25 protein-coding genes, 1 tRNA gene and 2 pseudogenes are annotated in these 22,115 nt (G+C 49.6%); 7 read left to right on the top strand and 21 right to left on the bottom strand.

Annotated features, from left to right (window positions below; translation table 11 throughout):
• Window positions 1-22 precede the first annotated feature (22 nt).
• Both KQI26_RS03250 and KQI26_RS03245 read right to left on the bottom strand, forming a co-directional pair.
• Complete coding sequence (locus KQI26_RS03250) at window positions 23-1,411, bottom strand: catabolite control protein A (protein WP_216503186.1); 1,389 nt, start codon at window positions 1,409-1,411, stop codon at window positions 23-25.
• A 55-nt stretch (window positions 1,412-1,466) separates the two neighbouring features.
• Window positions 1,467-1,793, bottom strand: a complete 327-nt coding sequence (locus KQI26_RS03245; protein ID WP_216503185.1) for a MerR family transcriptional regulator — start codon at window positions 1,791-1,793, stop codon at window positions 1,467-1,469.
• Window positions 1,794-2,031: 238 nt separating this feature from the next.
• Between KQI26_RS03245 and KQI26_RS03240 the strand changes: the two genes are divergently transcribed.
• On the top strand, window positions 2,032-2,790 hold the full coding sequence (locus KQI26_RS03240) for a MerR family transcriptional regulator (RefSeq protein ID WP_216503184.1): 759 nt from the start codon (window positions 2,032-2,034) through the stop codon (window positions 2,788-2,790).
• 111 nt (window positions 2,791-2,901) lie between these two features.
• Here KQI26_RS03240 and KQI26_RS03235 read toward each other — a convergent pair.
• From KQI26_RS03235 to KQI26_RS03210, 6 genes and pseudogenes are all read right to left on the bottom strand, one after another.
• Window positions 2,902-3,309: pseudogene (locus KQI26_RS03235) on the bottom strand (transcriptional regulator); the annotation flags it as partial.
• Window positions 3,310-3,346: 37 nt separating this feature from the next.
• Window positions 3,347-4,924, bottom strand: coding sequence for a recombinase family protein (locus KQI26_RS03230; RefSeq protein WP_207726614.1), 1,578 nt, complete (start codon window positions 4,922-4,924; stop codon window positions 3,347-3,349).
• Between the two features lie 145 nt (window positions 4,925-5,069).
• Entirely contained in the window at window positions 5,070-5,264 is a 195-nt protein-coding gene (locus tag KQI26_RS03225) for a hypothetical protein (RefSeq protein ID WP_002334813.1), read from the bottom strand.
• Between the two features lie 71 nt (window positions 5,265-5,335).
• Window positions 5,336-6,280 (bottom strand): MobV family relaxase, encoded by a 945-nt coding sequence (mobV, locus tag KQI26_RS03220; RefSeq protein WP_216503183.1) that lies wholly within the window; start codon window positions 6,278-6,280, stop codon window positions 5,336-5,338.
• Between the two features lie 183 nt (window positions 6,281-6,463).
• Complete coding sequence (locus tag KQI26_RS03215) at window positions 6,464-6,859, bottom strand: replication initiator protein A (protein WP_117502387.1); 396 nt, start codon at window positions 6,857-6,859, stop codon at window positions 6,464-6,466.
• Window positions 6,860-6,970: 111 nt separating this feature from the next.
• The gene (locus KQI26_RS03210; protein ID WP_044940356.1) at window positions 6,971-7,384 is read right to left on the bottom strand and encodes a cysteine-rich VLP domain-containing protein; all 414 of its coding nucleotides are present in this window, start codon (window positions 7,382-7,384) and stop codon (window positions 6,971-6,973) included.
• A 353-nt stretch (window positions 7,385-7,737) separates the two neighbouring features.
• Between KQI26_RS03210 and KQI26_RS03205 the strand changes: the two genes are divergently transcribed.
• The 4 genes from KQI26_RS03205 to KQI26_RS03190 all read left to right on the top strand — a co-directional run bounded on the left by KQI26_RS03205 (window position 7,738) and on the right by KQI26_RS03190 (window position 10,654).
• A complete protein-coding gene (locus KQI26_RS03205) occupies window positions 7,738-8,157 on the top strand; it encodes a GNAT family N-acetyltransferase (protein ID WP_371744068.1) in 420 nt (139 codons plus the stop codon).
• A gap of 38 nt (window positions 8,158-8,195) precedes the next feature.
• Window positions 8,196-8,996: a helix-turn-helix domain-containing protein gene (locus KQI26_RS03200; RefSeq protein ID WP_216503182.1), complete on the top strand. Its 801-nt coding sequence runs from the start codon at window positions 8,196-8,198 to the stop codon at window positions 8,994-8,996.
• Between the two features lie 38 nt (window positions 8,997-9,034).
• Window positions 9,035-9,604, top strand: coding sequence for a DNA-3-methyladenine glycosylase I (locus tag KQI26_RS03195; protein WP_216503181.1), 570 nt, complete (start codon window positions 9,035-9,037; stop codon window positions 9,602-9,604).
• A 183-nt stretch (window positions 9,605-9,787) separates the two neighbouring features.
• Window positions 9,788-10,654, top strand: coding sequence for an aminoglycoside 6-adenylyltransferase AadE (locus KQI26_RS03190; RefSeq protein WP_001255868.1), 867 nt, complete (start codon window positions 9,788-9,790; stop codon window positions 10,652-10,654).
• A gap of 604 nt (window positions 10,655-11,258) precedes the next feature.
• On the opposite strand, the pseudogene KQI26_RS03185 reads toward KQI26_RS03190, so the two are convergent.
• The 11 genes and pseudogenes from KQI26_RS03185 to KQI26_RS03135 form a co-directional block, all read right to left on the bottom strand.
• A pseudogene (locus KQI26_RS03185) lies at window positions 11,259-11,378 on the bottom strand (helix-turn-helix transcriptional regulator); the annotation flags it as partial.
• Between the two features lie 72 nt (window positions 11,379-11,450).
• Window positions 11,451-11,846, bottom strand: a complete 396-nt coding sequence (locus KQI26_RS03180; protein ID WP_216503180.1) for an SRPBCC family protein — start codon at window positions 11,844-11,846, stop codon at window positions 11,451-11,453.
• The gene (locus tag KQI26_RS03175) at window positions 11,828-12,409 is read right to left on the bottom strand and encodes a DUF3795 domain-containing protein (RefSeq protein ID WP_253292645.1); all 582 of its coding nucleotides are present in this window, start codon (window positions 12,407-12,409) and stop codon (window positions 11,828-11,830) included. The genes KQI26_RS03180 and KQI26_RS03175 overlap by 19 nt, the downstream gene beginning before the upstream one ends.
• Entirely contained in the window at window positions 12,406-13,041 is a 636-nt protein-coding gene (locus tag KQI26_RS03170; protein ID WP_216503179.1) for a GyrI-like domain-containing protein, read from the bottom strand. The genes KQI26_RS03175 and KQI26_RS03170 overlap by 4 nt, the downstream gene beginning before the upstream one ends.
• A 2-nt stretch (window positions 13,042-13,043) precedes the next feature.
• Window positions 13,044-13,367, bottom strand: a complete 324-nt coding sequence (locus tag KQI26_RS03165; RefSeq protein ID WP_216503178.1) for a TfoX/Sxy family protein — start codon at window positions 13,365-13,367, stop codon at window positions 13,044-13,046.
• A complete protein-coding gene (locus tag KQI26_RS03160) occupies window positions 13,354-14,280 on the bottom strand; it encodes a YafY family protein (protein WP_216503177.1) in 927 nt (308 codons plus the stop codon). Before KQI26_RS03160 ends, KQI26_RS03165 begins: the two co-directional genes overlap by 14 nt.
• A 159-nt stretch (window positions 14,281-14,439) precedes the next feature.
• Window positions 14,440-14,712, bottom strand: a complete 273-nt coding sequence (locus KQI26_RS03155; protein WP_371744067.1) for a rhodanese-like domain-containing protein — start codon at window positions 14,710-14,712, stop codon at window positions 14,440-14,442.
• Between the two features lie 163 nt (window positions 14,713-14,875).
• Window positions 14,876-16,207 (bottom strand): MATE family efflux transporter, encoded by a 1,332-nt coding sequence (locus KQI26_RS03150; protein ID WP_216503176.1) that lies wholly within the window; start codon window positions 16,205-16,207, stop codon window positions 14,876-14,878.
• Window positions 16,207-16,800 carry a TetR/AcrR family transcriptional regulator gene (locus tag KQI26_RS03145; protein WP_216503175.1) on the bottom strand — a complete coding sequence of 198 codons (594 nt, stop codon included), beginning with the start codon at window positions 16,798-16,800 and terminating at the stop codon, window positions 16,207-16,209. The genes KQI26_RS03150 and KQI26_RS03145 overlap by 1 nt, the downstream gene beginning before the upstream one ends.
• Before the next feature lie 498 nt (window positions 16,801-17,298).
• Complete coding sequence (locus KQI26_RS03140; RefSeq protein ID WP_216503174.1) at window positions 17,299-17,640, bottom strand: hypothetical protein; 342 nt, start codon at window positions 17,638-17,640, stop codon at window positions 17,299-17,301.
• A gap of 348 nt (window positions 17,641-17,988) precedes the next feature.
• On the bottom strand, window positions 17,989-19,035 hold the full coding sequence (locus tag KQI26_RS03135; RefSeq protein ID WP_216503173.1) for a Fic family protein: 1,047 nt from the start codon (window positions 19,033-19,035) through the stop codon (window positions 17,989-17,991).
• Window positions 19,036-19,517: 482 nt separating this feature from the next.
• Here KQI26_RS03135 and KQI26_RS03130 point away from each other — a divergent pair.
• Window positions 19,518-19,593, top strand: a tRNA-Pro gene (locus KQI26_RS03130).
• 323 nt (window positions 19,594-19,916) lie between these two features.
• Window positions 19,917-20,513 carry a hypothetical protein gene (locus KQI26_RS03125; RefSeq protein WP_216503172.1) on the top strand — a complete coding sequence of 199 codons (597 nt, stop codon included), beginning with the start codon at window positions 19,917-19,919 and terminating at the stop codon, window positions 20,511-20,513.
• 67 nt (window positions 20,514-20,580) lie between these two features.
• Here KQI26_RS03125 and KQI26_RS03120 read toward each other — a convergent pair whose 3' ends face one another.
• Entirely contained in the window at window positions 20,581-21,810 is a 1,230-nt protein-coding gene (locus KQI26_RS03120) for a site-specific integrase (protein ID WP_216503171.1), read from the bottom strand.
• Between the two features lie 55 nt (window positions 21,811-21,865).
• The gene (locus tag KQI26_RS03115; RefSeq protein ID WP_119981460.1) at window positions 21,866-22,084 is read right to left on the bottom strand and encodes a helix-turn-helix domain-containing protein; all 219 of its coding nucleotides are present in this window, start codon (window positions 22,082-22,084) and stop codon (window positions 21,866-21,868) included.
• Window positions 22,085-22,115 lie beyond the last annotated feature (31 nt).

Here is a 22,115-nt window from a genome sequence, read left to right as displayed (position 1 = left end):
CGATGCTTTCCCATCAAGTTTTTTATTTTTCTTCCTCAAAAGCCATTGTCACTGTGGGTTCATCGATTATTTCCCGGCCATTCCGGATCTCAAACCCGATGTTTATTTCCTTGATCTCCTGGGGTGATGTGATCTGGTTCATTTCCAGAGCAACTTCCGGCAGGGTGATAGAAAGCACTGCGCTTTCCCCATCTTCCAGTTCATAGAAGGAGAAGGAATAGTCACTCATCACTCCATTGACCGAAAGAGAGCCTGGAACATCCTGGATATCTATAATTTTTCCGCTGTTGTTTTCCAGCAAAAGTAGCACATGGCAGTCAGAACTGTAATCAGAATCATCCTGCAGTACCGTTTTGGCGACCATACGCAAACCGTTTTTGTTGTAGACTTCTGTGCCTTTGTCATCAAAAGAAGCCTTCACGCCAGGGATAGCGATCTCCACAGGCATTTTCTCTGCAACATTCATCCATTGTTCATCCATCAACCCGATGGAAAGAGAGATCTCCCCTATTTCATCGATGCCGTACACACTCCACCAGGAAGATTCCAGCACCTTATCCAGCTGCACATCCACAATGCAGCGTTTGCCCGGTGCGACAGCACTACTGGACCAAAGGGAAGTGGTCGCCGTCAGACCGTTGATCCCGATATCGGATGTGGCAAGGTAGACCGTTTTATCCCCGGTATTCTCCATTTCCAACAGCAGAGCCCTCTCCCCATCCTGATTGACCACTACACCGCTGGAAAGCAGCTCCACTCCTTGCTGTGCATAGAGGGGTTCTTGAGAAAAGTAAATCATTTCGTAGTTATAAGTGTTCATGGATGCCTGGCTTGTGATGGTCTGCTGATAATGATCTGTTTCATAGTCATGCCCCTGAAACGCAGAGGTGTGTATTGGCGGAGAGTTGAAATAAATGCTGTTGTAATCGGCATCTTTTATATCAAAACCGATTTCTATATCTGCAATTTCATTGATGCCATAAAGCATCAGGGTATCATAGCTGAAGCTGATGACATCGTTGGCAACGGTTCCATTTAAAACATCGCAGTTCAAATAGCCGTCACTGACCATATATCCATTGACGGAGTTGCAGCTATATCCCAAAGAACCGCTGGTGAATGACAGGTCTTTGCCGCTGTTGTTTTCAATGGTGATTGCCAGATCGGCAGAACTCTCTGTATACGCCAGACCGGTGGCTGTGACCTTCACGCCCCCTTCATCCATCATCACGGTCTCTGCCAATATGGCCTCCTTGCGAAAAGGCTCCAGGGTTTCACTGCTTTTTTGCAGCTTCTCCTCTTTGGGTGAGCCTTCCGCCCCTCCCTGCCCCGCCTGATCCGGTCCTCCGCAGGCAGCCAGACTGGCCAGCATGACCAACATCAGCAGTAAAGACAACAATTTCCTTTTCATAATATGTCCTCCTTTGTATTGAATGGAACGCAATTTTCTGAAAGCCCAAAGACTGTTACAGCGCAGCGATGTATTCTTTTGCCTGCCGGATCAGTTCCCTCAGATGAATATCCTCCTTTTCCAGCTCTGCTGCTTTGGCCTGGAGAGTTGCTTTTCTGACAGGGCCGTCAGCGTCCAGAAGCTCCTTGATCTCCTTTAGCCGGAATCCCAGTTGCTGATAAAACCGGACCAAGCGAATCCGCTCTCGTTCCGGTTCTCCATAAAGCAAATATCCATATTTATTTTTTCCAGAAGCCGCTACCAATCCTGCCTTTTCATAGCCTTGGACAGCCCGTCGGGAAACTTTCAGTTCAGTGCATACCTGGCGCAATGTTTTTTCCATCTTCATTTCCTCCTCACCGTAAAACTGCACGCCGCGTGCAGTCAAGGACTTTGCAGAAAAATTGCATTCCACAACAGGGCTTGCAATTTTTGCGTGCTGTGAGAGGAAAATGGTAAAATAAATGGTGCCCAATCATTTGATCAGACACCATTTGCAGCAAACAATCCGCCGGATATAAAATTTTCTCTTGACTCTGACGCTCCGTCAACTGCTATCTTATTCACAAGGAGGGATGTTCATGGAGTACTCCACTCAGGAACTGTCGCGCCTGTCCGGGGTGACCACCCGCACTCTGCGCTGGTACGACCAGATCGGGCTGCTGAAGCCCAGCCGGGTCGCCGAAAGCGGCTACCGCTATTATGGCCAGGCCGAAGTGGACCGGCTGCAGGATATTCTCTATTACCGGGCTCTCGGGGTGGAGCTGGCCCGGATCAAAGAATGTCTGGACGATCCCTCCTTTGACCGTCTGGCCGCTCTGGAACGCCATCTGGCTGCACTGGAAGCCAAACGGGAACATCTGGAACAGCTGATCCAATCGGTGAAAGACACCATCCGGGCAGAAGAAAGGAAGGAATTTATGCAGGACGAGAAAAAGTTTGAAGCCTTCAAAAAACAGACCATCGCCCATAACGAAGAAGTTTACGGCCAGGAGATCCGCAGCAAGTACGGCGACAAAGAAGTGGATGAAGTCAACGCCGCCGTGATGAATCTGACCCTGGAACAATACAGGGAGTGGACGAACCTGGGTCAGGAGATCCAGGACCGGCTGGAGGCCGCTGTCCAGGCCGGCCTCCAGCCGGAAAGCCAGGAGGGGAAGGAAATCTGTACTCTCCACCGCCGGTGGCTCACCATCACAGGCAACCGGTATGATCCCGTCAAACACCGGGGGATTGCAGAGCTGTATGTGATGGATGCCCGCTTTACCGCCTACTACGACAAACACCTTCCCGGCTGTGCCCGCTTCCTGCGGGATGCCATAGCTTATTGGGCAAAATAAGCATAGGCCCCCGGCAAAAGCCAGGGGCCTTATACTATCAAAAGGCCCTTAATTTGTCTGGTGACATTCGAATCATGTGGTCAGCCAAACCACCTTTTCTCCCAGGACATTTCACACTTTTTTCCTTGTCAGAAAAACTCCAACGAGCGCCGCAATCAGCACAACCGGGGCCGCCCTGACAAACAGCCACTCAAAGCCGTGAAAAGCCGCTCCTGCAACAGCAATTTCCGGGTCCCCATAATCCCAGCCCAAATAAGGGCTGCTGGCTTTGAGGAGAACCACAGAAACCGCCACGATAACCACACAGAATGAAATCAACAGCCAATGAAGGATTTTTCTTCTCATGGCCTGTCTCTGTGCAAGCTGCAAATTGATAATCTCCAGCTTTTCGGAAATGGCTTTGATGGCATCGGCCTCTGGTTCCATCACGGTTTCTCCCAGCAATATGCTCACTGGTGTTTCCAGCGCTTCCGACAGGGAGATCAACATATCCGCATCCGGAACCGACAACCCCGTTTCCCTTAGTTAAAGATATTGTTGGGTATCTCAAGATGTGTCATTCGATTTTGCCGATAAAGCGGTAGAAGATTTCCACTTCCTGTTCCCGGCTTCCGTCCTCACTTTTGACCGCTTCATGGACAAGGATTTTTTCAATCAGCGTATTCAGAAGTTCAGCCGTCAATTCTGTGGGATTGACATACTGTTTCATCAGACCTATCCACTTTTCAGCGTCAACCGCTGTCTGGGCGGCGACCTCCATCGCTTCGTGAAGCCGTTCAATTTTTGCGTCCAATTCTCGCTGTTCGCCCTGATACTTTTCGGACAGCATATTGAAATTGTATTCTGTAATGCGTCCGGCAGACCAGTCCTCATACATTTTTGCAAACAGGGTGTCTACTTCTGCTTTGCGCTTTTCCGCCTTTTTCAGTTCGGCTGTCTGCCGCTTCCTTGCAGTATTGCGTTCCTTGTCGCTGGCGTTAAGTAGCCGTTTCAGAAGTTTGTCCCCATCCTGCTGTACCAGCACAGACCAGTATTGCAGACGGGAAAGGACATAGGCGTAAAGCACATCATAGCGGATATAGTGCATGGAACACTGGTGCAATCCTTGCCCGTACTTGCTACAATGGTAGTGGGCATAGTGATTTTTGTTCTGGCTGTTCATACCATAGGCCAGCGACCAGCCGCAGTCCGCACATTTTACCAGCCCGGAAAATATCTGTGTTGTGCCGTTCTTCTGCCGTCTGCGCCTGTTGCAAATCTGCTCCTGTACTTGACGGAACACATCTTCGGAAATAATCGCTTCGTGGGTGTTCTCCACACGATACCATTCCTCTTTTGGCTTGCGTACTTTCTTCTTGTTTTTGAATGAAATATTGGTCTGCTTATTGTGGACGCTGTGTCCGATATAGGTTTCCTCTTTCAGAATACTTTTCACCTGCGCTATCGTCCACGCATAGGCTTTTTCCTCCGGCGCTCCGGCATAGATATTTGCGAAAGTGCCGTATCTCTGGAAATTCAGCCAGCCGGGAGTAGGTACTTTTTCTTCGACCAAAATCCGTGTAATGCTGGCGGCTCCCCGGCCATGAACGGCAAGGTCAAAAATCTTTTCGATAATCCACCTTGTTTCCGGGTCAATCAGAAGATGGCCTTTCTTATCCGGGTCTTTGACATAGCCAAGCGGAGCATAGGCTCCATAGTGTGCGCCATTTGCGAACCGTGTCCGCATGGCCGCCTTTACCTTTTTGCTGGTCTGGCGGGCGTGCATTTCATTCAAAATGTTGAGGAATGGGGCAAGCTCATTCTCTCCGTTGATGGTGTCCACATTGTCATTGACAGCGATATAGCGGACGCCTTTGCTGGGAAAGTAGATTTCCGTGTACTGGCCGGTCAGAATGTAGTTTCTGCCTAAGCGGGATAAATCCTTCGTAACAACGCAGTTGATTTTCCCGTCCTCAATGTCATCAATCATTCTCTGAAAATCCGGCCTGTCAAAGTTCGTTCCAGACCATCCATCGTCGATATATTCATCTATGACATTCAGGCCATGCTCGGCGGCATATTGCCGGAGCATCATGCGTTGTGTCTGAATACTCCCGCTTTCTCCTTGCAGTTCATCGTCCCGGCTCAATCTCATATAAAGCGCCGTGTTGTAAATCGTAGTATTGTAAGGTTGTTTCACCGTTAAAAATCCTCCTTCTAAAGAAACAACCCACGCTTACAATACTTTTGCTCTATGGCAATTATATCATAAGCGTGGGCGTGTTATCAATGATGGGCTATCAGGTTGAAGCGGCTTTTTCTGCGGTATGCCGCACCACATCTACAATCAGATCACCGAGGGGCTTCCCGCCTGCGGCGAAGTGTTCGGAGATTTTTATACGGTTGTTCCCACATACAAAATACTGCGTGCCGTTCTCTGCTTGTATGACCTGCCCTGTCCGGGGTGTAAAAATATCGCTTTCGCTTTTTGCCATCCAGTGTCCTCCATATTCAGTTTTCAAGGTACAATGCCGCACAGGAGCGGCGAAAATTTCTGCTTATACTATCACCTTTCCTTTACCGTGTGCCGCTGCTGCCGTTTCAGTTCCGCCAGTATATCCGGCGGGATACGGTCAACCAGCCGCTGTAAATTGTCCAGTTCGCTTTTCAGCTTTGCCCGTTCCATCGTATCTTTCATCTTGCCTTTTTCACTGGCCTTTGCCCTTGCTTCCAACTTCTCATTCTCCGCCAACAGGTCATTGATTGTGACCTTGTACTTTTTCAACTGCCCGGAGAAGTTCTCCATCTGCGGGAACCACTTTTTCAGCATGGAGAGGGCTTCCTCTTTTTTCTTTCCGGCGTTCAGTGGGTTAATGCCGTCAAGGGCGGCTTCAATGGCTCTGGCCTGTTTGGAGAGGGAAACCGCCTGTTTGAAAATCCGGGTGGGGATATGCTTCCGGCCTGTCTTGCTGGCACTTTCCCCACGCTCCAAGTCAGGATATTTCTCCACCATATAGGCGTGAAAATCGTCCTGCCACTTCGTCAGGTTTGCCCGGTTGCCGATAATCTCCTTTGCGCACAGGCGGTTGTCCTTTGTCAGCGGAACAAAGGTCAAATGCAGGTGGGGCGTTTTCTCGTCCATGTGTACCACCGCCGATACGATATTCTCCCGGCCTATCCGGTCAATGAGGAAATCCGCCGCCCGCTGGAAAAATGCCTGTATTTCCTTTGGGGATTTCCCCTTGAAAAACTCCGGGCTGGCAGTTATCAGGGTATCGACAAACCGGGTGCTGTCCTTGCGGGTACGGCATCCAGCCTGCTCAATACGGCTCTGAATGAAGTGGTAATAGCGCCCCTCCGGCTTGACGATATGGAAGTTGTATTTGCTCCGGCTTGTGTTAATGTCGGGATTGCTGGTATACTGTTCTTTCTGTCTTTCGTGATGGGCTTCCAGCGGCCTTGCCGGGTTGCCCTTGTGCTTCTCAAACCGCAAAATTGCGTGTTGTGCCATTCTGCTCCTTTCCCCATTCCTTTCCTATCCGGGGTTTTCTACAGGGAAAATCCCGCCGGAATTATCTCTGATACGATAAGAATGGAATGGATATAAATCAGTCATTTTAATCTTTGTATTTCTATATACCGTCCGGTTTTCATACTTCAGGAGGGCGGTTTCCGTACTTCATGGGTACGGTTTTCAGTCCCCCGGCGTACCAGAACCGGATTTCTTGAAGTCGGTGTTTGGAACCGCTTCATAGGATTTTGGGAAAATGCGGTTGGGTTTTCCACAGCCCTGCTTCTGGATTTCCACCAGTCCGGCGTATTGCAGTTCCCGCAGGGTGTTCACCGCTTTCTGCCGCCCACAATGGAGCAGGTCAACCACTTCGCAGATAGGGTAATACAGGAAAATCCGTCCGCAGTCATCCGCCCACCCATTCTTGCGGGACAACTCTGTCCGGCGCAGGATAAAGGCGTACAGAACCTTTGCCTCGTTGGACAGGGGCCTGAATGTGGGGGCTTCAAAGAGGAAATTCGGGAGCCGGGTGAAGCTGAACGCCTTTTCCGGCTGATGGATATAGATGGTATTTGTCATAGTGCGTTTTGTGGACGGTTAGAAGCCCGTTTTCCGGGGCGGGCGATACTTTATACCACCTGCCCCGGTTTGGGGCTTGCGGAGCCTGATAAATCAAGGCTTTTTTCGCTCCTAACTGTCCACAGCAGACCTCCTTTTCCGTTCACTTTCTGTTTTCTGTCGCCTGTGAACTCTGGCGGCACAGCCGGGGCAGTATTTTGCCCGGTTGGATTTGGGGACGAACACGCCGCCGCAGACCGCACAGCGTTTCAAGTCCCTATCCCGGAAAATCTCCGCTTCCAGCGTTCCGTCCAGCGGCAAGACCGACCAGCGGAACCACTTACAGCAGACCGAGAAAGAAATCGTCTGCGGGCAGGTGCAGGTGTCCCCATCGTCAAGGACAATGCAGTTGCCGTCCTCACAGCAACAGCACTCCCGGCGTATCAGGCTGGCCGCCTGTTTCCTCTGCGCCGGTGTCATGCGGTAAAGGGAACCGTCCGGCCTGCGTTCCAGCGGCGGCAAGTCTTTATAGGGGTTATCTCTCATGCGTTCCCTCCATTTTGCTTTCCGTTGCCGTTCCTCCGAAAAGGTTTCCTGCCCCATTCCTGCGGCGTGTTCCGGCGTTGGCACGCTCCCCGCAACTTCGGGATATTTTGTCCCGAAGTCCGGCTCCTTGCAGTGCTTCCCCAGCCGGGGTATCCTTTTTCGGACGGTCATTCTGTTTTCAAGGTGCCGTTCATCGATGAACTACCATAAGTCTACACCTAAATGACCGTCCGTCCCGTATATCCGAAAGGTGGGAAATCGACTTAAAAAACAGGCTATTTCCTCGCTCTCGGAATTGTGGTATAATATAAACGAGAAAAAGAAAGCGAGTTTAACCAATGGATATAATCAAAATGTCGAACAAACACATTGATGAATGTGTGGACTTATTTATTGATGTGTTCACAAAAGCTCCATGGCATGATACATATAGTTCCAGAAAACAGGTAGTGAGTTTTTTCCAAAATTACATGACAAACAATTATTTTGTGGGCTATGTTTTGAAAGAAGAAAGCAGTATTATTGCTCTGAGCATAGGAATGAAAAAACCGTGGATTAACGGTATGGAATACTATATCGACCAATTTTGCGTAAAATCAGACTTGCAAGGGAAAGGAATTGGAAGTTACTTTCTGAAATTAATTGAATACGAAATACAGAATGAAAAAATGAATGCGATTATACTAAATACCGAAAGCGGATTTCCATCTGAAAACTTCTACCTAAAAAACGGCTTTCAATTAGTTGATGGGCTTATTACCCTTATAAAATAAAAATCATTAATTTATCATACAGACAAGGGGAGGATAGCATGGCTCTAACAATTCAAGAACGCCTAAAAGATTTGCGTGTAGAGCGTGGCTTAACGCTGGAACAACTTGCGGAGCAGACCCATCTCTCCAAGTCTGCGCTGGGCAGCTATGAAGCGGAGGACTTCAAGGACATCAGCCACTATGCCATTATCAAGCTGGCAAAGTTTTACGGCGTGACCGCCGATTATCTGCTGGGGCTGTCCGAAACCAAAAATCACCCAAACGCCGATCTTGCAGACCTGCATTTGAGTGATGGCATGATAGAACTATTGAAAAGCGGGCTGGTGGACAATTCTCTTTTGTGTGAGCTGGCGACACACCCGGATTTTCCCCGGCTCATGGCCGACCTTGAAATCTATGTGAACGGCATAGCGGGAAAGCAGGTGCAGAGCGCAAACGCCATTGTGGACGCTGTGAGTGCAACGATTATGAAACAACACAATCCCGGCTTGACTGACCCGCAGCTGCGACAGCTTATCGCCGCCCACATTGACGACGACAGCTTTTGCCGCTATGTGATACAGCAGGACATAAACAAGATAGCCTTCGACCTGCGGGAAGCCCACAAGGACGATTTTTTCAGTGTCCCGGAGGACAATCCACTGGAAGATTTTTTGCAGACCGCCGAGGAAACCGCTAAAGAGGACAGCGACCCGGAGCAGGCGGCTATGATGTTTATCTGCAAGCGGCTCAAACTGAATTATAAGAAGCTGTCCGAGGAAGAAAAGAAATGGCTAAAAAGAATTGCACAAAAGTCTGACTTGCTGAAAAATCCAAAGCCCCAGCGGGGGAGAAAATAAGTGGGCGACAAAAACAAATTTTACAAACGGAGGATACCATGAAGAAAGACGATAGAGAAAGATGTTCGTGGGCAACCACAGAACTCTATAAAGAATACCATGATGAGGAATGGGGAAAGCCCGTTCATGATGATAGAAAACTATTTGAAATGTTGGTTCTTGAAGGTATGCAAGCCGGATTATCATGGCTGACGATATTAAATAAAAGAGCTGCATTTAAGGAAGCCTTCAACGAGTTTGATTATCAAAAAATTGCTCTCTATGACGAAACTAAAATTGATGAGTTAATGCAAAATGCCAATATTGTTCGCAATAGATTAAAAATTAAGTCGACAATCACAAACGCACAGCAATTTATCAAAATCCAAGAAGAATACGGAAGTTTTGATAAGTTTATTTGGTCTTATGTTAAGAATAGACCGATTCATAATCATTTCAAATCGGAAGCGGACATTCCTGCAACAACGCCACTTTCAGATAGAATCAGTAAAGACTTAAAAAAACGAGGCTTTAAGTTTGTAGGCAGCACGATTATATATGCGTATATGCAGGCAATCGGAATTGTAAATGACCATGTGAAAGGTTGCTATTTGTATGTACCAGAATAATTCAATATTTCGGTACAATTTATCGAGAGATAGCAAAGCCAGCCGAGCCAGTCAACGGTCAAGATGAACGGCGCATTTCATGCGCCGCCGTTGACAGTCCCGCCCGTCTTTGCTAAAGGGTAATCAAGGCGGGAAAGCCCTAAAATGGCTTCACACCTATTTCAATAATTGGAGGAGATAAAAATGAGATCAGAAAAGGAAGTTTATGATATTGTTTTGAATTTTGCAAAAACAGACAAACGCATTCGCATGGTTACTTTGGAAGGATCTAGAACAAATACAAATATTCCGCCTGATGATTTTCAGGATTTTGATATTACTTTTTTTGTTACGGATATGGACAGCTTCACAAGTGATGATAAATGGCTAGATATATTTGGTGAAAGGTTGATTCTGCAAAAGCCGGAAGATATGGAATTATTTCCAGCTGTAGAAAAGGGATTTTCATATTTAATGCTGTTTACTGATGATGTTAAGATAGATTTAACTTTGCTGCCGCTGGAACTGATAGACGAGTATTTTACATGGGATAAACTGGTAAAGTTACTGTTGGATAAAGACAACCGTATCGTAAAGCCGCCAATACCAACGGATATAGACTACCACTTGCAGAAGCCTACTCAAAGAATGTTTGACGATTGCTGTAATGAATTTTGGAATACTACAACATATGTAGTAAAGGGCTTATGCCGCAAAGAAATTCTTTTTGCTATTGACCATATGAATGATATAGTACGAAAAGAATTGCTTCGCATGATTTCCTGGCTGATTGGTATCAAACAGGGATTTCATTTCAGTTTGGGAAAAAACTATAAATTTATGAAGCAATATGTCCCAGAGGAATTGTGGGAACGACTTATGTCCACTTATAATATGGATTCCTATCCCCATATGTGGGAATCCTTTGAACAATGTATGGCATTGTTCCGGGAGGTTTCGTCAGAAGTGGCATGCCAGTTGGATTACCAGTATCCACTATATGATGAAAAAATCAGTAATTATGTGATTCGGCAAAAGAAAAAATATGGCATTGAAGATGATAACAAATAAAATTTTTTCAATCGAAAAAATTTATTTTGATTATTCAATTTTGAAAAACTGAATACCTCAAAATCAGAAAGAGCGCGGACAAGCACTTTGAGGGATTGGCCGCCTTGTCCACCCATTCAGTGGGACGGCGGGCGGCGGTCAAGGCCGGGTGTAAACCCGTTCATTTCAGCCTTGACGGTTGCCCGCTGTCCTGCTACTTTTCCGGGAGTGTGGCCACAACTTCGGGACACTTTGTCCACAAGTCGGAGCGTAGGACGAGGGACGGGGGCTTTCATATACGCCCTGTCTGCTGATGAAAACAGAGCTGCGCTTGCGGCTCCACGCCACACAAGCACAGCCCTGTTTTCCTGCCGCTTCAAATGCCCTTGCCCTCCCCGGCGGCAACGGCATTTTCACGGCAACGCCGACAGAGCGTATAACACACTACACTTTGCTTCGCAAAGTCGTGTGCCAAATGGGGGCGTTGCCCCCTTTGGAAACCCCCACAAGAAAAGGCGGTACGCTACCCCTCCACGGGGCGCATACCGCCTTTTCTTGTTATCCAGCCCTCCGGCTGTATCGCTTGAGCAAAAGTCAGCGTGGGATTGATGTGGTATCTTTATCTAAGTGAACCCCCTTGTTCCCATTTGGAGATGGTCTGCCTCACCACATTCAGTTTAACGGCAAGTTCCTGTTGGGAAAGCCCCTTGGATTTTCGGATAGTCTTGATATTTTCCCTTAACATACGGGCTCACTCCTTTCGCTCATATTATACGAAGAAGGACCCGTGGCCGCAAGCAACGCCTGTTAACATGGCTTATTTCAGCAGCTTTTTCCGCAAATCCTTCAGGTATCGCTTCTGCTGCCGCTTCAAATAACCGGGCACAAAAGGACGCATCCACCAGTGCCTGGCCATGACCGTTTCGGTGCAGGTCAACTGTGTGCCGCCCTCCACCTCCTGAAAGATACCCTCCCAGGAACCGGACATATTGTCATTCTCCATAACAAAGGCCCAGGAGTGAAACGGCTCGCAAACCGTAACGGTAAACTTTGTGGCATAGCCGCTTTTGGTATGCTCCACAAAGTGAATCTCGTCCAGCACCTCCACCCCTTTCAGATCACTGCGCCAGGTGGTGCAGGAAAGATCGGTCACGGTCCGCCATACTTGCTCCACTGGACAGGGAAACAAAACACTCACCTGGGAAGCCGCCATGGAATCACCCCTTTTTCGGTTTTTTCTTGCTCTTCAGACTGAGGCCCCGGCGATCTGCCGCTTCCTGCAGCAGTTGCACCGCAGCCAGAGCCCGCGCCTTGGCTTCCTGCTCCCCTTGCGCCGATTGACGATCCAAGGCAGCCCGCACCCCTCGGCAAATCCTCCAAAGGCAGCAAGTAAACCGCCCTATTGAAAAAAGTTTTGCGCCGGCCATCGTTGTAATGGGTCAACAGCTCGTCCAGAATCTCCCGCTTTTCCTCCAGCTGAGCCAGGTAAGTTTCCAATCCCAGCTCCCAGGCCTGTGCGATGTCCTGCTGTCGGTTCCGGTGGGGAACAAAAGAATCTCCATCGTCAAACTCCTCATAGCGAAAACAAGGGTACTCCGGGCATTCCCAGCAAAACCGGATGCCGCCATGCTCCAAGGAGCATCTGGCCAGGGCGCAGCTCTGATTGCCTGCCCCACCGCCGCAGCCGGGACAATAGCCGCCCAGGTGCATGCTGCACAAAAGACAATTCAGGCCGCACAAAGAAAAGCGGGTCTCCTCACGGGAAAATCCTTTCATAGCATTCTCCTCACCGGGTGCCGGATGACGGTTTTCAGCTTTTCCGGTTTGCACCGGCGCACATCGCTCAAATAGATTTCATGGTGGAATCGGTTCTCTCCGAAATCCTCTTCATAGTCCTGATTCTTCGTGTATTCTTCCATGGCGGCCACAGTGGCGGGCTCGTCATCATAAGGGCCGATGTGCATACACTGAACGCACAATCCCTCCTCCCAAGAGAAAAACTCCACTTTGGAAAAATCCCGCTGCTTCTTTTCCGCAGCTTCCTGGATGGCCCAGTGAAAGACTTCCTTTGTCACAAACTCCGGCAAGCGGATCAGGGAGATCCACTGAAAGTCCTTTTTATGGGCGTAATCCACCCCGCAAACACCTTCCTGCCACCAAAGCCCCTCCAAGGGCGGCACTACATAATCGAAATAGCCCTTCAGCTGATGCTTTCCTTTCTTGCTCATTTTGATGGTGAAGGCCACCCCATAGAGCATTTCCAGGGCCTGCTTGTAAGCACCGCCTTCCTCGTTGGGATCCCCCTGCCCCCGCACCGCCAGAAAGTTCATGGCCGGTACCGTGACGATCCCCGGGGTTTTGGGCGGCAGATAGAATTCCTTGTATTCTTTCTTGTAGTCAAAAGCCATCGTCATTTTCTTCCTTTCTTTTGCTGTTTGTCCCGCAGCGCCTGGCTGGTGATGCGAGTTAACGCAGCCAGGCACTCCCGGTCTTCCACATCCTCCACCAGAAAGGATTCCTTGGCTCCTTCATAGGGCGGGGCCTTGGGCAGATCCGGGAAGGCTGCCTCCCCCTCCGGTGTGACCTTCACAAAAAGCAGGTCGTCGCAAATGACGGCGAAAAACACATCATCGCAATAAAGGCCGTATTCCCCGAACATCTTTCGGCTGCGGATGGCTCCGGCCTCCCCCAGTTGTTCGGCCACATAATCTACAAAATCCCTATGGGATGCCATGCGATCTCCCCCTTTGATAACGGTGGGCCAGCGTTTCCGCCAGTTTCCCCAGCTGCACCCGCAATTCTTCCGGCTCCACCAGTTCTGCCTTGTCTCCAAAGGTCAGAACCCAGCTGAGCACACTATCTCCATCGGGAAAACTTCCGGTGAAACGCAGCCGGCCATCCGGCTCCTCCGTAAAATGATCTGCCCCGTATTCCTCCATCAGCCTCCAGCGGCAGGCCGGATCAAAGAGGACCGTAACCTGATAGTTTGCCGGAAAAACTCTCTCCAGTGTAAAGTCCGGCAGCGGTGCGCTGCGAGGAGAAAAAGGCTGGCCCCGAGTGAGTTCTGTCATGCGATTCAGCTTAAAAAGGCGGAAATCCTCCCGCATCCGGCACCAGCCCCATACATACCAGGTGGACCAGTGAAACACCAGATAATAGGGCTCAACGGTGCGCACCGATTCCCCCTTGGGGGAAAAATAGGTAAACTGTATGGTACAATGCTGCTCCATGGCCTCCTGGATGCACTCAATTTTGGGCAGCAGGCTGGTTTTGTACCAGGAAGAAAGGTCGATGAGCATATGGGCGCCGCCTGGCACCAATCCGCCTGTTCCGACGGACAGTTTTTCCATCAGCTGGGCATAGCGCCGGGTGCCGCTGACGCTGTCCAGGCTCCTGAGGCCGGCCAGGATGGCCTGCATCTCCGGGGCGGTGAGCACCGTGCGGTCCACCCGGTATCCCTCCATGATAGAGATGCCGCCGCCCGGGCCCTGGACAGTGGAGATGGGGATACCTGCACGGCCCAAAGACTCGATGTCCCGCTGGATGGTCCGCCGGGACACCTCGAACTGCCGGGCCAGTTCCGGCGCCGTGACCTTTTCCCGCTGGAGCAGGATGGATAAAATGCCGATGAGCCGCTCCATCTTCATGGAATGCACCGCCTTTCCTGTTTTTCTGTATTATAGCACAGGAGGCGGACAACAGTCTGTCATGTTTGTGGAAGAATCGTGGCCAAGGAAGCAGCCCCAAGAAAAACAATTCCCCTCAGAAATCCATGGATTTCTGAGGGGAATGGAAAATATCCCGGCTTACTGCTCTATGTCATAGGGCCAGGTGTTGATGCCGCCGAACTCATAAACCTTGGTGTATCCCAATTTCACCAAGGTGTCCGAGGCGGCTTTGCTGCGATTGCCGCTGCGACAATAGACCAGAACCGTCGAATCCTTCTCCGGAATCACTTCACCGGCGGTGTCCTCATCAATGGTTCCCACCGGCAGCAGAACAGCGCCGGGAATGTGCCCGCTGTCATATTCATCCTGTTCCCGCACATCCAGCACGATCACATCCTGGGTATCCATCATCTCTTTTGCTTTTCCTGGGTGATCTGCTCATAAGAGCGATCCGTTTCTGCCCTGCTGCAGCCAGCGAGCAAAAACAAAAGAGAAATCAATATAGGCAAAATTCGTTTCATCTGAGCACCTCCAATATTTAGCGGCCTGTGCTTCACGGGCCTTTCGCTGCGTTTTAATGGGCGTAACTCCATACCGTTTTCCTCCAGATCAGACCGGCCAGAATGCAGGTCAGAAGACTGGATAATGTAATCGTGGAAAACACGCCGTACACTCCCATAACAGAAGTCAGGATCACCAGACAGGACACCGGCAGCAAAACGGTTCGGAAAAGCATGATGATCATGGATTCCTTTGGTTTGTCCATGGCTGTCAAAAAGGCGCTTGTGACCATGTTAAACCATGTAAACAAATAGGATGGCGCAAACAGCAGCAAGGCGGCCACTGTCATCTGCATCACCTGAACATTGCCTTTCTCGGAGAAAACAGCAGCCAATTTATCGGGAAATATCAGGATCACAGCCATGCAGAGTACGGAAATCGCCGCCGTAACCACACAGGATATTTTGAAAAAGGAGAATGTCCGCTTTACTTTTCCCGCGCCCAGATTATAGCTGACCGCCGGTTGTATGGAGTCCACAACACCATATAACACACCTACCAGCAAAGTGTCAATATACATCACGATCCCGTAGCTGGCCACCGCCACCGATCCCCCCAAATACAGCAAAACGGCATTGATCAAAGTGGCAATAACCGAGCTTGCAATGCTGCTCAAAAACTCCGAACTCCCATTGTACAGCATACCGAGCAACTCGGCCTTTTTGATTTTGGGCTTTGTGAAATACAGCGTGATCTTCTTGCTGAAAAAGGGAAAAAATGAAAATACGGACCCGATCATCATGCTGATGACTGTGGCCAATGCAGAGGCGGAAATCCCCCACTCCCATTTGGCAACCATCAGCCAATCCAAAAAGATGTTGAGCACCGACACGATGATATTGATCCACATACTGTACCGGGCTTTGCCGCACACTCTCAAAAAATTGTCCATGGCAAACAGGGGCATGATGAAGGGCAATCCAAGCATCAGCACCCGGGAATACTGAATCGCCATTTCGGCCAGCTGGTCTTCCCCGATCACTTGGTGGATCAGCGGCTTTGAGAAAAGAAGCCCCGCAGCGGCAAAGAAAACTCCCACTCCTATCACCAGCGCCGTGCTGAAAGAAAACATACTGCGGGCTTTCCCAGGATTCTTTTCTCCCAAGGCCGTGGACACTTTCACCGAAGACCCAACGGCAATCATGTTGGACACCGCAAACAATATCATGATCACCGGCATGACCATATTGACCGCAGCCAACGCATCCGAACCGACGAAATGCCCCACGAAAATCCCATCGGCCATCATGTATATGGATGAAAAGAACATGCTCATCACGCTGGGAATGGTCAACTTGAAAAAAACCTTCTTCACAGGCAATGTCACAAAATGAGTTTCTATCATCATTGCAGCTCCTTTTGCGCAAACAAATACCCTACGGAAGTGTTCCAAACCACTTCCGGCTCAACAGGCAAATCATATAAAATGGCGGCATCGATGCCGATCAAAATGGTATAAAGCATCTGCGCATTCTTTTCCACATCAAAATCGGGTAAAAAGGCGCCGATCTTTACACCATAAGAAAGAGATTGAAACAGGAAGTTTTTCAGTGTGCGGTTGGCCTCCTGGGCGAATGTCTGAAGGGCCGGTATCCGGGTGGTCTGGATGTCAATTTCCGCATACACTTTTCGAAGCGTCTGGTTTTCAAAATACGACGCTATGAAATCCTCTCCCAAAGCGACAATGGCCTTCTGGTAGTCCTGGAAAGTCTCCTTTGTTTGAATCTCCTGGATTTTTCCCGCAAAATCGTCCTGATACAAGCCTTGCACAAGTTCCAAGAAAATTTCCTCTTTGGAGGCAAAATAATAATAAATCGAGGCTTTTTTGATGCCGATCCTATCTGCAATTTGGCCAATGGAAGATTTGTCATATCCCTTTTCGGCAATCAGCGTATACATCGCTTCCAGAATCTTATCTTTTGTGCTGTCTCTTTTCATCGATCTTCCTCCAAAATAATTCTACCTATCGTTAGGTGGAATTATATCTGCTGTCCTGGGCATTGTCAATGGCCAGGCAGAAATCAACGCACCGCTTTCTCTCAACATCTGGAACATACAAAAAAACCTTCGAAGTGGGGGGCAGCGTCAACCGCCGCCCGATTCGAAGGGCTCTCTTTTATTTGAAGGTATCGGGCCGAAACCCCGTTCCCATGGACAAATTTTCTTTCCCTATGCAAAGCGACGCTACATCAAATACAGAAACTTCTGGGCCAAAAACGCAAACACGGCCACACCGGTTCCCCCTATAAATTCTTTTACGGTGTGGCGCTTGAGAGAAACACTGGCCCAGAATTCACCAAGATAAAGAGGAACACAGATGAAAAATACGCCCAAGCCACTCCCCCAAGAGCAGATAGGCCATCACACAGCTGCAGGCATGGCCGCTGGCTTTGATATGAAAGCCTTTGTTCAGCACAGTCAGCAGGATCACGCCCATCAGATAACCGTCAGAACTCCCATCATCATGGCAGAGCAATGTCCCAGCCATCCCGCAATCCACCCCAGAAAATACCCCACCGGCGTAAGAAGAAAGGCCAGATTCCGTTGCTTTTCCCTCAATGTTAAAAACCGGTTGGGGTGTTTTCTCCGCTGATATCCCCAGGACGCAAGGGGATAGGCCAGCACCGGCAGCAACGCCAGGAAAAAAATCCCGCACAAAAGCATGGTTCCTGACGCAAACTCGTCCCCATAGACCTGATACAAGATCAGCAGCATTGCGGAAACCAGAACAGGCGGCACTGTAACCACCCGGATTCCCTTTGCAATCTTTTGTTTCACCAAATCCCCCCTCGATTTTAAGGAACCAATCTGCTGGCCAGCGCCATTCCAAAAGCACCAGGCCCCACATGACAGCCTATGGCAAGGTCACAGAGCTCTACCGCAGCTTGCCGACAATAGAATGAGCTGAGATCCCCAATACTTTATTTGAGGCGGCCAAGCGTTCCGTTTTGCCGCCTCTGCTTTGCTATGCTCTTTTCCTGCCTATAACTTTTCTTTTAATTTGGGCTTGACTTTTTAGTAGGTTTATTGCGTTATTGTGCACGACCTTTTGGGCAATCAAAAGGGCCGCACCTGCTCGTATGAACAGGCGCGGCCCTCTAAAAAGTTGCGCGTATTGAAGGGAATCTAATTCAGCCTGAAATAGCAGGTATTCTTCCCGCGCCCTTCTTTTTTTAACTCGCCGGCTGCAATCAGCTTACGCAAGGCCCCCTCTATGGAACTGTCGCTGAGCGTCGGGCAGAGTTCCCGGATATCCTGCTTATTGAATCGCCCGATTCTATTCTTGCTTGCTCTGCGCACCATTTCCAATGCAGGCAGCTTGGTTTCCACAAGCGCCACGCGATCCTCAAAGTCCTTATAGGCCGCAAGGATCGTTCCGAGCAGGTACTTGATGAACGGCACTACATCCTCCGTGCCTTCGTGCCAGCCGGTTTGCGCCTGCGCAAGCGCATCATAGTACAGGTCCTTGTTTTTGGCGATTTTGGCTTCCAAGGAGATATACTTACCGACATAAAAGCCGTTTCGGTACAGAAGCAGCGTTGTGATCAATCGGCTCATTCGTCCGTTGCCGTCATTGAGGGGGTGGATGCACAGAAAATCATGGATGAAAACCGGGATTGCAATCAACGGCTCCAGCTCCATATTTCCAATCACACGGTTGTATTCCTCGCAGATTCTGTCCAGCGCTTCCGGCGTTTCATAAGGGGCAAGCGGTGTAAACAGTGTTTCCATGTGACCGTCCGGATAGGTGGCAGTGATATAATTCTGCACGCTTTTTGTGCGGCCCGCAAGCGGGTTATTCGTGTGGCTGTACAGGATTTTGTGAAGCTGCAGGATATAGTTCTGCGTAATTGGTATCGCGTCAAAGCTCTCATGAATGATACTCAGCACATCGCGGTATCCAGCGATCTCCTGCTCATCTCGGTTCCTCGGCGTGGTTTTCTCCTCGACGAGCTGCCGGATTCGGGTACTCGTGGTGACGATGCCCTCGATGGCATTCGATGCCTCGGTGCTCTGTATCTTGGCAATCTCCACGAGTTTTTCGAGTTCCTCCGGACGCTGCTTCAAATACAGTTCCTGCTTACCGACTTCCTTGTATATGGCCGCAATCAGGCCAAGAACATCCGAGTCCCACTTCTGCTCCTTGATTGCGGAGTAATTGAAGGTTCTCATCCCCTCACCTCCATTCGTTTTCCCTTAAATGATAATACAGAATAAGGGAATAGTCAATAGGCTGTGCCGTAAATCCCTTACTATTATGCCTATATTAAGGGATTTATACCCAGGGAACAAGAAAAGTACCTCTGCCTATCTTCCCGCCCATTCTTTGTCTATAGCGGCTCAACCTTTGAGCTGCATGCCTTTTAGAAATCTCTTGCATAACTCTCTCCTCAGAGTTACAATGCAAACGGTCTGAAACGCAAAACGCTTCCCATCCGGCACCGGTGAAAGTTCACCGGAAACCGGGCGGGAAGCGTTTTTGACCACATAGATTACCACAGACGGCGCTGGAACACCCGGAAACAGCGGAGATAAGAGCGTCAAAGAGTAAGTGAAACAAATTAAAAAGCGCCGAAAACCGCTATAAACGAGCGGAAAAAGTATTCCCGATAAGTTTGGGAGAATACGACCAGCCGGATAAAATAACTTAATAACCGGGTGTAGCGCAGTTGGTAGCGCGCCTGCTTTGGGAGCAGGATGCCGCAGGTTCGAATCCTGTCACTCGGACCACCTTTCCCAGAAAAACCGCCTTTTTAGGCGGTTTTTCTGCGTTATTAGTTCAATTTTTGAAGCGTGCTTGACCACATCCCAATTGTGGTCAGAGCGGTAAAATGGCGGTTGCAACCTCGGTACGGAGGAACGCCGAAAACCGCAAAATCCCTAACCCATCCCTAACGGGTGTAACTCGGGTATTTCGCCACAGACACGACGGAAACTTGAGTTTTTCCTTTTTAGCGCCTATAATGGTTTATAGTAGTTTTTGTATTGTCAGGTACAGCTAAAAAAATTACCAACCAATCACATTGTGATAGTGTTTTATCAGGAGGATTTTCATGTCTGATGTAGAAAACGCCTATAAGCAAATTGCAAGCTTCCTAAATAATGAGACAGAGAAAACGCTATTGATCTGCGGCATAGCCGACGAAGAAAAACACCGGACACTTCTAAAAGCACTGAATGTTCGAGGGAGGTCTAAAGGTCTAATCTTTCTTATTCATACCACAAAGGATGGGATGGAGGATTTCTTCCGTTGGGCAGGTCTTTCCAAAGTAAAAGTTCCTAAAAAGTATGGACAGTCCATGCAATTGTCGAACCTTACTATCTATTTCGACAATCTATCCACCAGGAGCAGTAGCAATAAATACGACAATTATGCGTTTGACTTCATGATTGTATGGCCGATGCAAAGTGTTACGAAAAATCCAGAAGAGATTCAAATGCTACATGAAATGGCAGAACGGCAGAAGACGAAAAAAATCATTTATCTCACAATAAAAGAGCCTTGGTACAGCCCTGAACCATTAAAGCCGTACGTTGACCGAATTGTTACACTGGACTGCGAAAATGATAACCCGAAGGAATATCAGCGAATCATGGCCGCCTACAAAGAAGACCAGATACATCAAGAACAGAGAAACAGATTCTATTAATCTTGATATGCAATAGTGTGAACAGCCACAGATAGAGTCGCTTCTATCTGTGGCTGTTTTACATTACTTACCCCACCCTTTCGAACGGTATCACCTTGCACCGGTTCTCCTCCGGCGGGTCGGGAGGCTCCGGGGCGTTGGCTGCCGTGGCCGATTCCATAAAGCCGCCGATCTTCTCTGCCGCGCCTCGCTGCATATCGTTGGTGATGTGCGTATAGGTGTCCAGAGTGAAGCCCGCGCTGTAGTGACCCAGCATGCTGGACAGGGTCTTCACATCCACGCCGCTGGAAATCGCCATGGTGGCGAATGTGTGTCTGAGGTCGTGGAAGCGCACGTGCTCCTCGATGCCTGCGTTTTTTAGCAGCTTCCGGTTGATCCTTGACACCGCGTCCGGACTCCAGTAGCCGCCCGTCCGGGGCGACGGGAACAGGATAGGGTTGTCCGGGTGCTGTTCATGCTCCTGCACCAGCAGGTTCACGGCCTGCTGCGACAACGCCACCTTGCGGACAGAGTTTTTCGTTTTTGGTTCTGTCACATCCAGCTCGCCCTCCATGCGGGTGACCTGCTTATTCACCGTCAGGATGCGCTCTTTTACATTCAAGTCCTCCCACTGGAGCGCCAGCAGTTCTCCCCGGCGCAGGCCGCTGGACAACTCCAGATAGAACATAGGCAGGACGCCGTACTTCTCCGCTTCCTGGAGGTATCTGCCGATCCTCTCCGGCGGGAGGATGGTCATCTCTTTCTTGTCCTTGGGCGGGATACGGCAGTTCTCGCAGGGGTTGTACGGGATGAGCCGCTCTTTCACCGCCTGCTTCAGCGCCGCCTGCAGCACCGCATGGACACGCCGCACGAAGGTGTTGGATAGCGCTTTGCCGTTCTGCTTCGACCCGCGCTGCATCCTGCCGTTTTCCTTGGTCTCGTTGTACATCCTCTGGATATGGATGGACGAGAGCTGCCTGAGCTTGATCACACCGATGGCCGGGATGATGTGGTGTTCGATGATCCCTTCATAGCCCTTGGCGGTATTGTAGCGGATGTTGGGCTTGCTGTAAGTCTCAAACCACAGGCGGCACCACTCCGCTACAGTGTAGTCTCCGGTGTGATGGATAGGCACGCCCCGGTTTTCCCGAATGGCCTTCGCCAGCTTTTCCTTGCACTCTGCCTGGGTCTTAGCGGACACACTTTTCTGGATGGCCTTGCCGGTGACCGGGTCGATGCCCTGGGTATATCTGCCCTCCCAGCGGCCGCTGGGCTTTTTGCGGATGCTGCCCTCACCGTTGGCTCGTTTCTTTGCCATTTATGATCCCTCCTTTTTAACACAAACACATACCACAGAGTTTTTGGAATAGCTACTAAAATATTTCAGATTTTTTCGCAGCCTGTTCGTCGATCCATTCCATGAATTTGTCACGGGGAACGATGATGCGGCTTCCCAGTGTGATGGTGGGGAAATCCCTGCGGTGGGCCACCTCGTAGGCGTGGGCCAGACCGATGCCCAGCACATGGGACACATCCTCCACGGTCAGCATCAGTGGGAGTTCATCAAACGAATTGTATTTGGATTTTCTCATTCAGTTCCTTTCTACCTTCCGCGTGGAAGGG

The sequence above is a fragment of the Intestinimonas sp. MSJ-38 genome, from assembly GCF_018917925.1.
Taxonomy (GTDB): Bacteria; Bacillota; Clostridia; order Oscillospirales; family Butyricicoccaceae; genus Pseudobutyricicoccus.
The sequence above is the reverse complement of the archived record's forward strand: the minus strand, read 5'-3'. Positions and strand labels throughout refer to the sequence as shown.

Excerpts from the sequence above, each read along its gene's own strand:
- KQI26_RS03170 (WP_216503179.1), bottom strand. The coding sequence starts at position 13,041 with ATGGCTTTTGACTACAAGAAAGAATACAAGGAATTCTATCTGCCGCCC.
- KQI26_RS03180 (WP_216503180.1), bottom strand. The coding sequence starts at position 11,846 with ATGGCGGCTTCCCAGGTGAGTGTTTTGTTTCCCTGTCCAGTGGAGCAA.
- KQI26_RS03205 (WP_371744068.1), top strand. The coding sequence starts at position 7,738 with ATGTCGAACAAACACATTGATGAATGTGTGGACTTATTTATTGATGTG.
- KQI26_RS03155 (WP_371744067.1), bottom strand. The coding sequence starts at position 14,712 with ATGATGGATACCCAGGATGTGATCGTGCTGGATGTGCGGGAACAGGAT.
- mobV (WP_216503183.1), bottom strand. The coding sequence starts at position 6,280 with ATGGCACAACACGCAATTTTGCGGTTTGAGAAGCACAAGGGCAACCCG.
- KQI26_RS03215 (WP_117502387.1), bottom strand. The coding sequence starts at position 6,859 with ATGACAAATACCATCTATATCCATCAGCCGGAAAAGGCGTTCAGCTTC.
- KQI26_RS03145 (WP_216503175.1), bottom strand. The coding sequence starts at position 16,800 with ATGAAAAGAGACAGCACAAAAGATAAGATTCTGGAAGCGATGTATACG.
- KQI26_RS03225 (WP_002334813.1), bottom strand. The coding sequence starts at position 5,264 with ATGGCAAAAAGCGAAAGCGATATTTTTACACCCCGGACAGGGCAGGTC.
- KQI26_RS03240 (WP_216503184.1), top strand. The coding sequence starts at position 2,032 with ATGGAGTACTCCACTCAGGAACTGTCGCGCCTGTCCGGGGTGACCACC.
- KQI26_RS03160 (WP_216503177.1), bottom strand. The coding sequence starts at position 14,280 with ATGAAGATGGAGCGGCTCATCGGCATTTTATCCATCCTGCTCCAGCGG.
- KQI26_RS03120 (WP_216503171.1), bottom strand. The coding sequence starts at position 21,810 with ATGGCAAAGAAACGAGCCAACGGTGAGGGCAGCATCCGCAAAAAGCCC.
- KQI26_RS03150 (WP_216503176.1), bottom strand. The coding sequence starts at position 16,207 with ATGATAGAAACTCATTTTGTGACATTGCCTGTGAAGAAGGTTTTTTTC.
- KQI26_RS03190 (WP_001255868.1), top strand. The coding sequence starts at position 9,788 with ATGAGATCAGAAAAGGAAGTTTATGATATTGTTTTGAATTTTGCAAAA.
- KQI26_RS03195 (WP_216503181.1), top strand. The coding sequence starts at position 9,035 with ATGAAGAAAGACGATAGAGAAAGATGTTCGTGGGCAACCACAGAACTC.
- KQI26_RS03115 (WP_119981460.1), bottom strand. The coding sequence starts at position 22,084 with ATGAGAAAATCCAAATACAATTCGTTTGATGAACTCCCACTGATGCTG.
- KQI26_RS03175 (WP_253292645.1), bottom strand. The coding sequence starts at position 12,409 with ATGAAAGGATTTTCCCGTGAGGAGACCCGCTTTTCTTTGTGCGGCCTG.
- KQI26_RS03165 (WP_216503178.1), bottom strand. The coding sequence starts at position 13,367 with ATGGCATCCCATAGGGATTTTGTAGATTATGTGGCCGAACAACTGGGG.
- KQI26_RS03210 (WP_044940356.1), bottom strand. The coding sequence starts at position 7,384 with ATGAGAGATAACCCCTATAAAGACTTGCCGCCGCTGGAACGCAGGCCG.
- KQI26_RS03200 (WP_216503182.1), top strand. The coding sequence starts at position 8,196 with ATGGCTCTAACAATTCAAGAACGCCTAAAAGATTTGCGTGTAGAGCGT.
- KQI26_RS03230 (WP_207726614.1), bottom strand. The coding sequence starts at position 4,924 with ATGAGATTGAGCCGGGACGATGAACTGCAAGGAGAAAGCGGGAGTATT.
- KQI26_RS03125 (WP_216503172.1), top strand. The coding sequence starts at position 19,917 with ATGTCTGATGTAGAAAACGCCTATAAGCAAATTGCAAGCTTCCTAAAT.
- KQI26_RS03250 (WP_216503186.1), bottom strand. The coding sequence starts at position 1,411 with ATGAAAAGGAAATTGTTGTCTTTACTGCTGATGTTGGTCATGCTGGCC.
- KQI26_RS03245 (WP_216503185.1), bottom strand. The coding sequence starts at position 1,793 with ATGGAAAAAACATTGCGCCAGGTATGCACTGAACTGAAAGTTTCCCGA.
- KQI26_RS03135 (WP_216503173.1), bottom strand. The coding sequence starts at position 19,035 with ATGAGAACCTTCAATTACTCCGCAATCAAGGAGCAGAAGTGGGACTCG.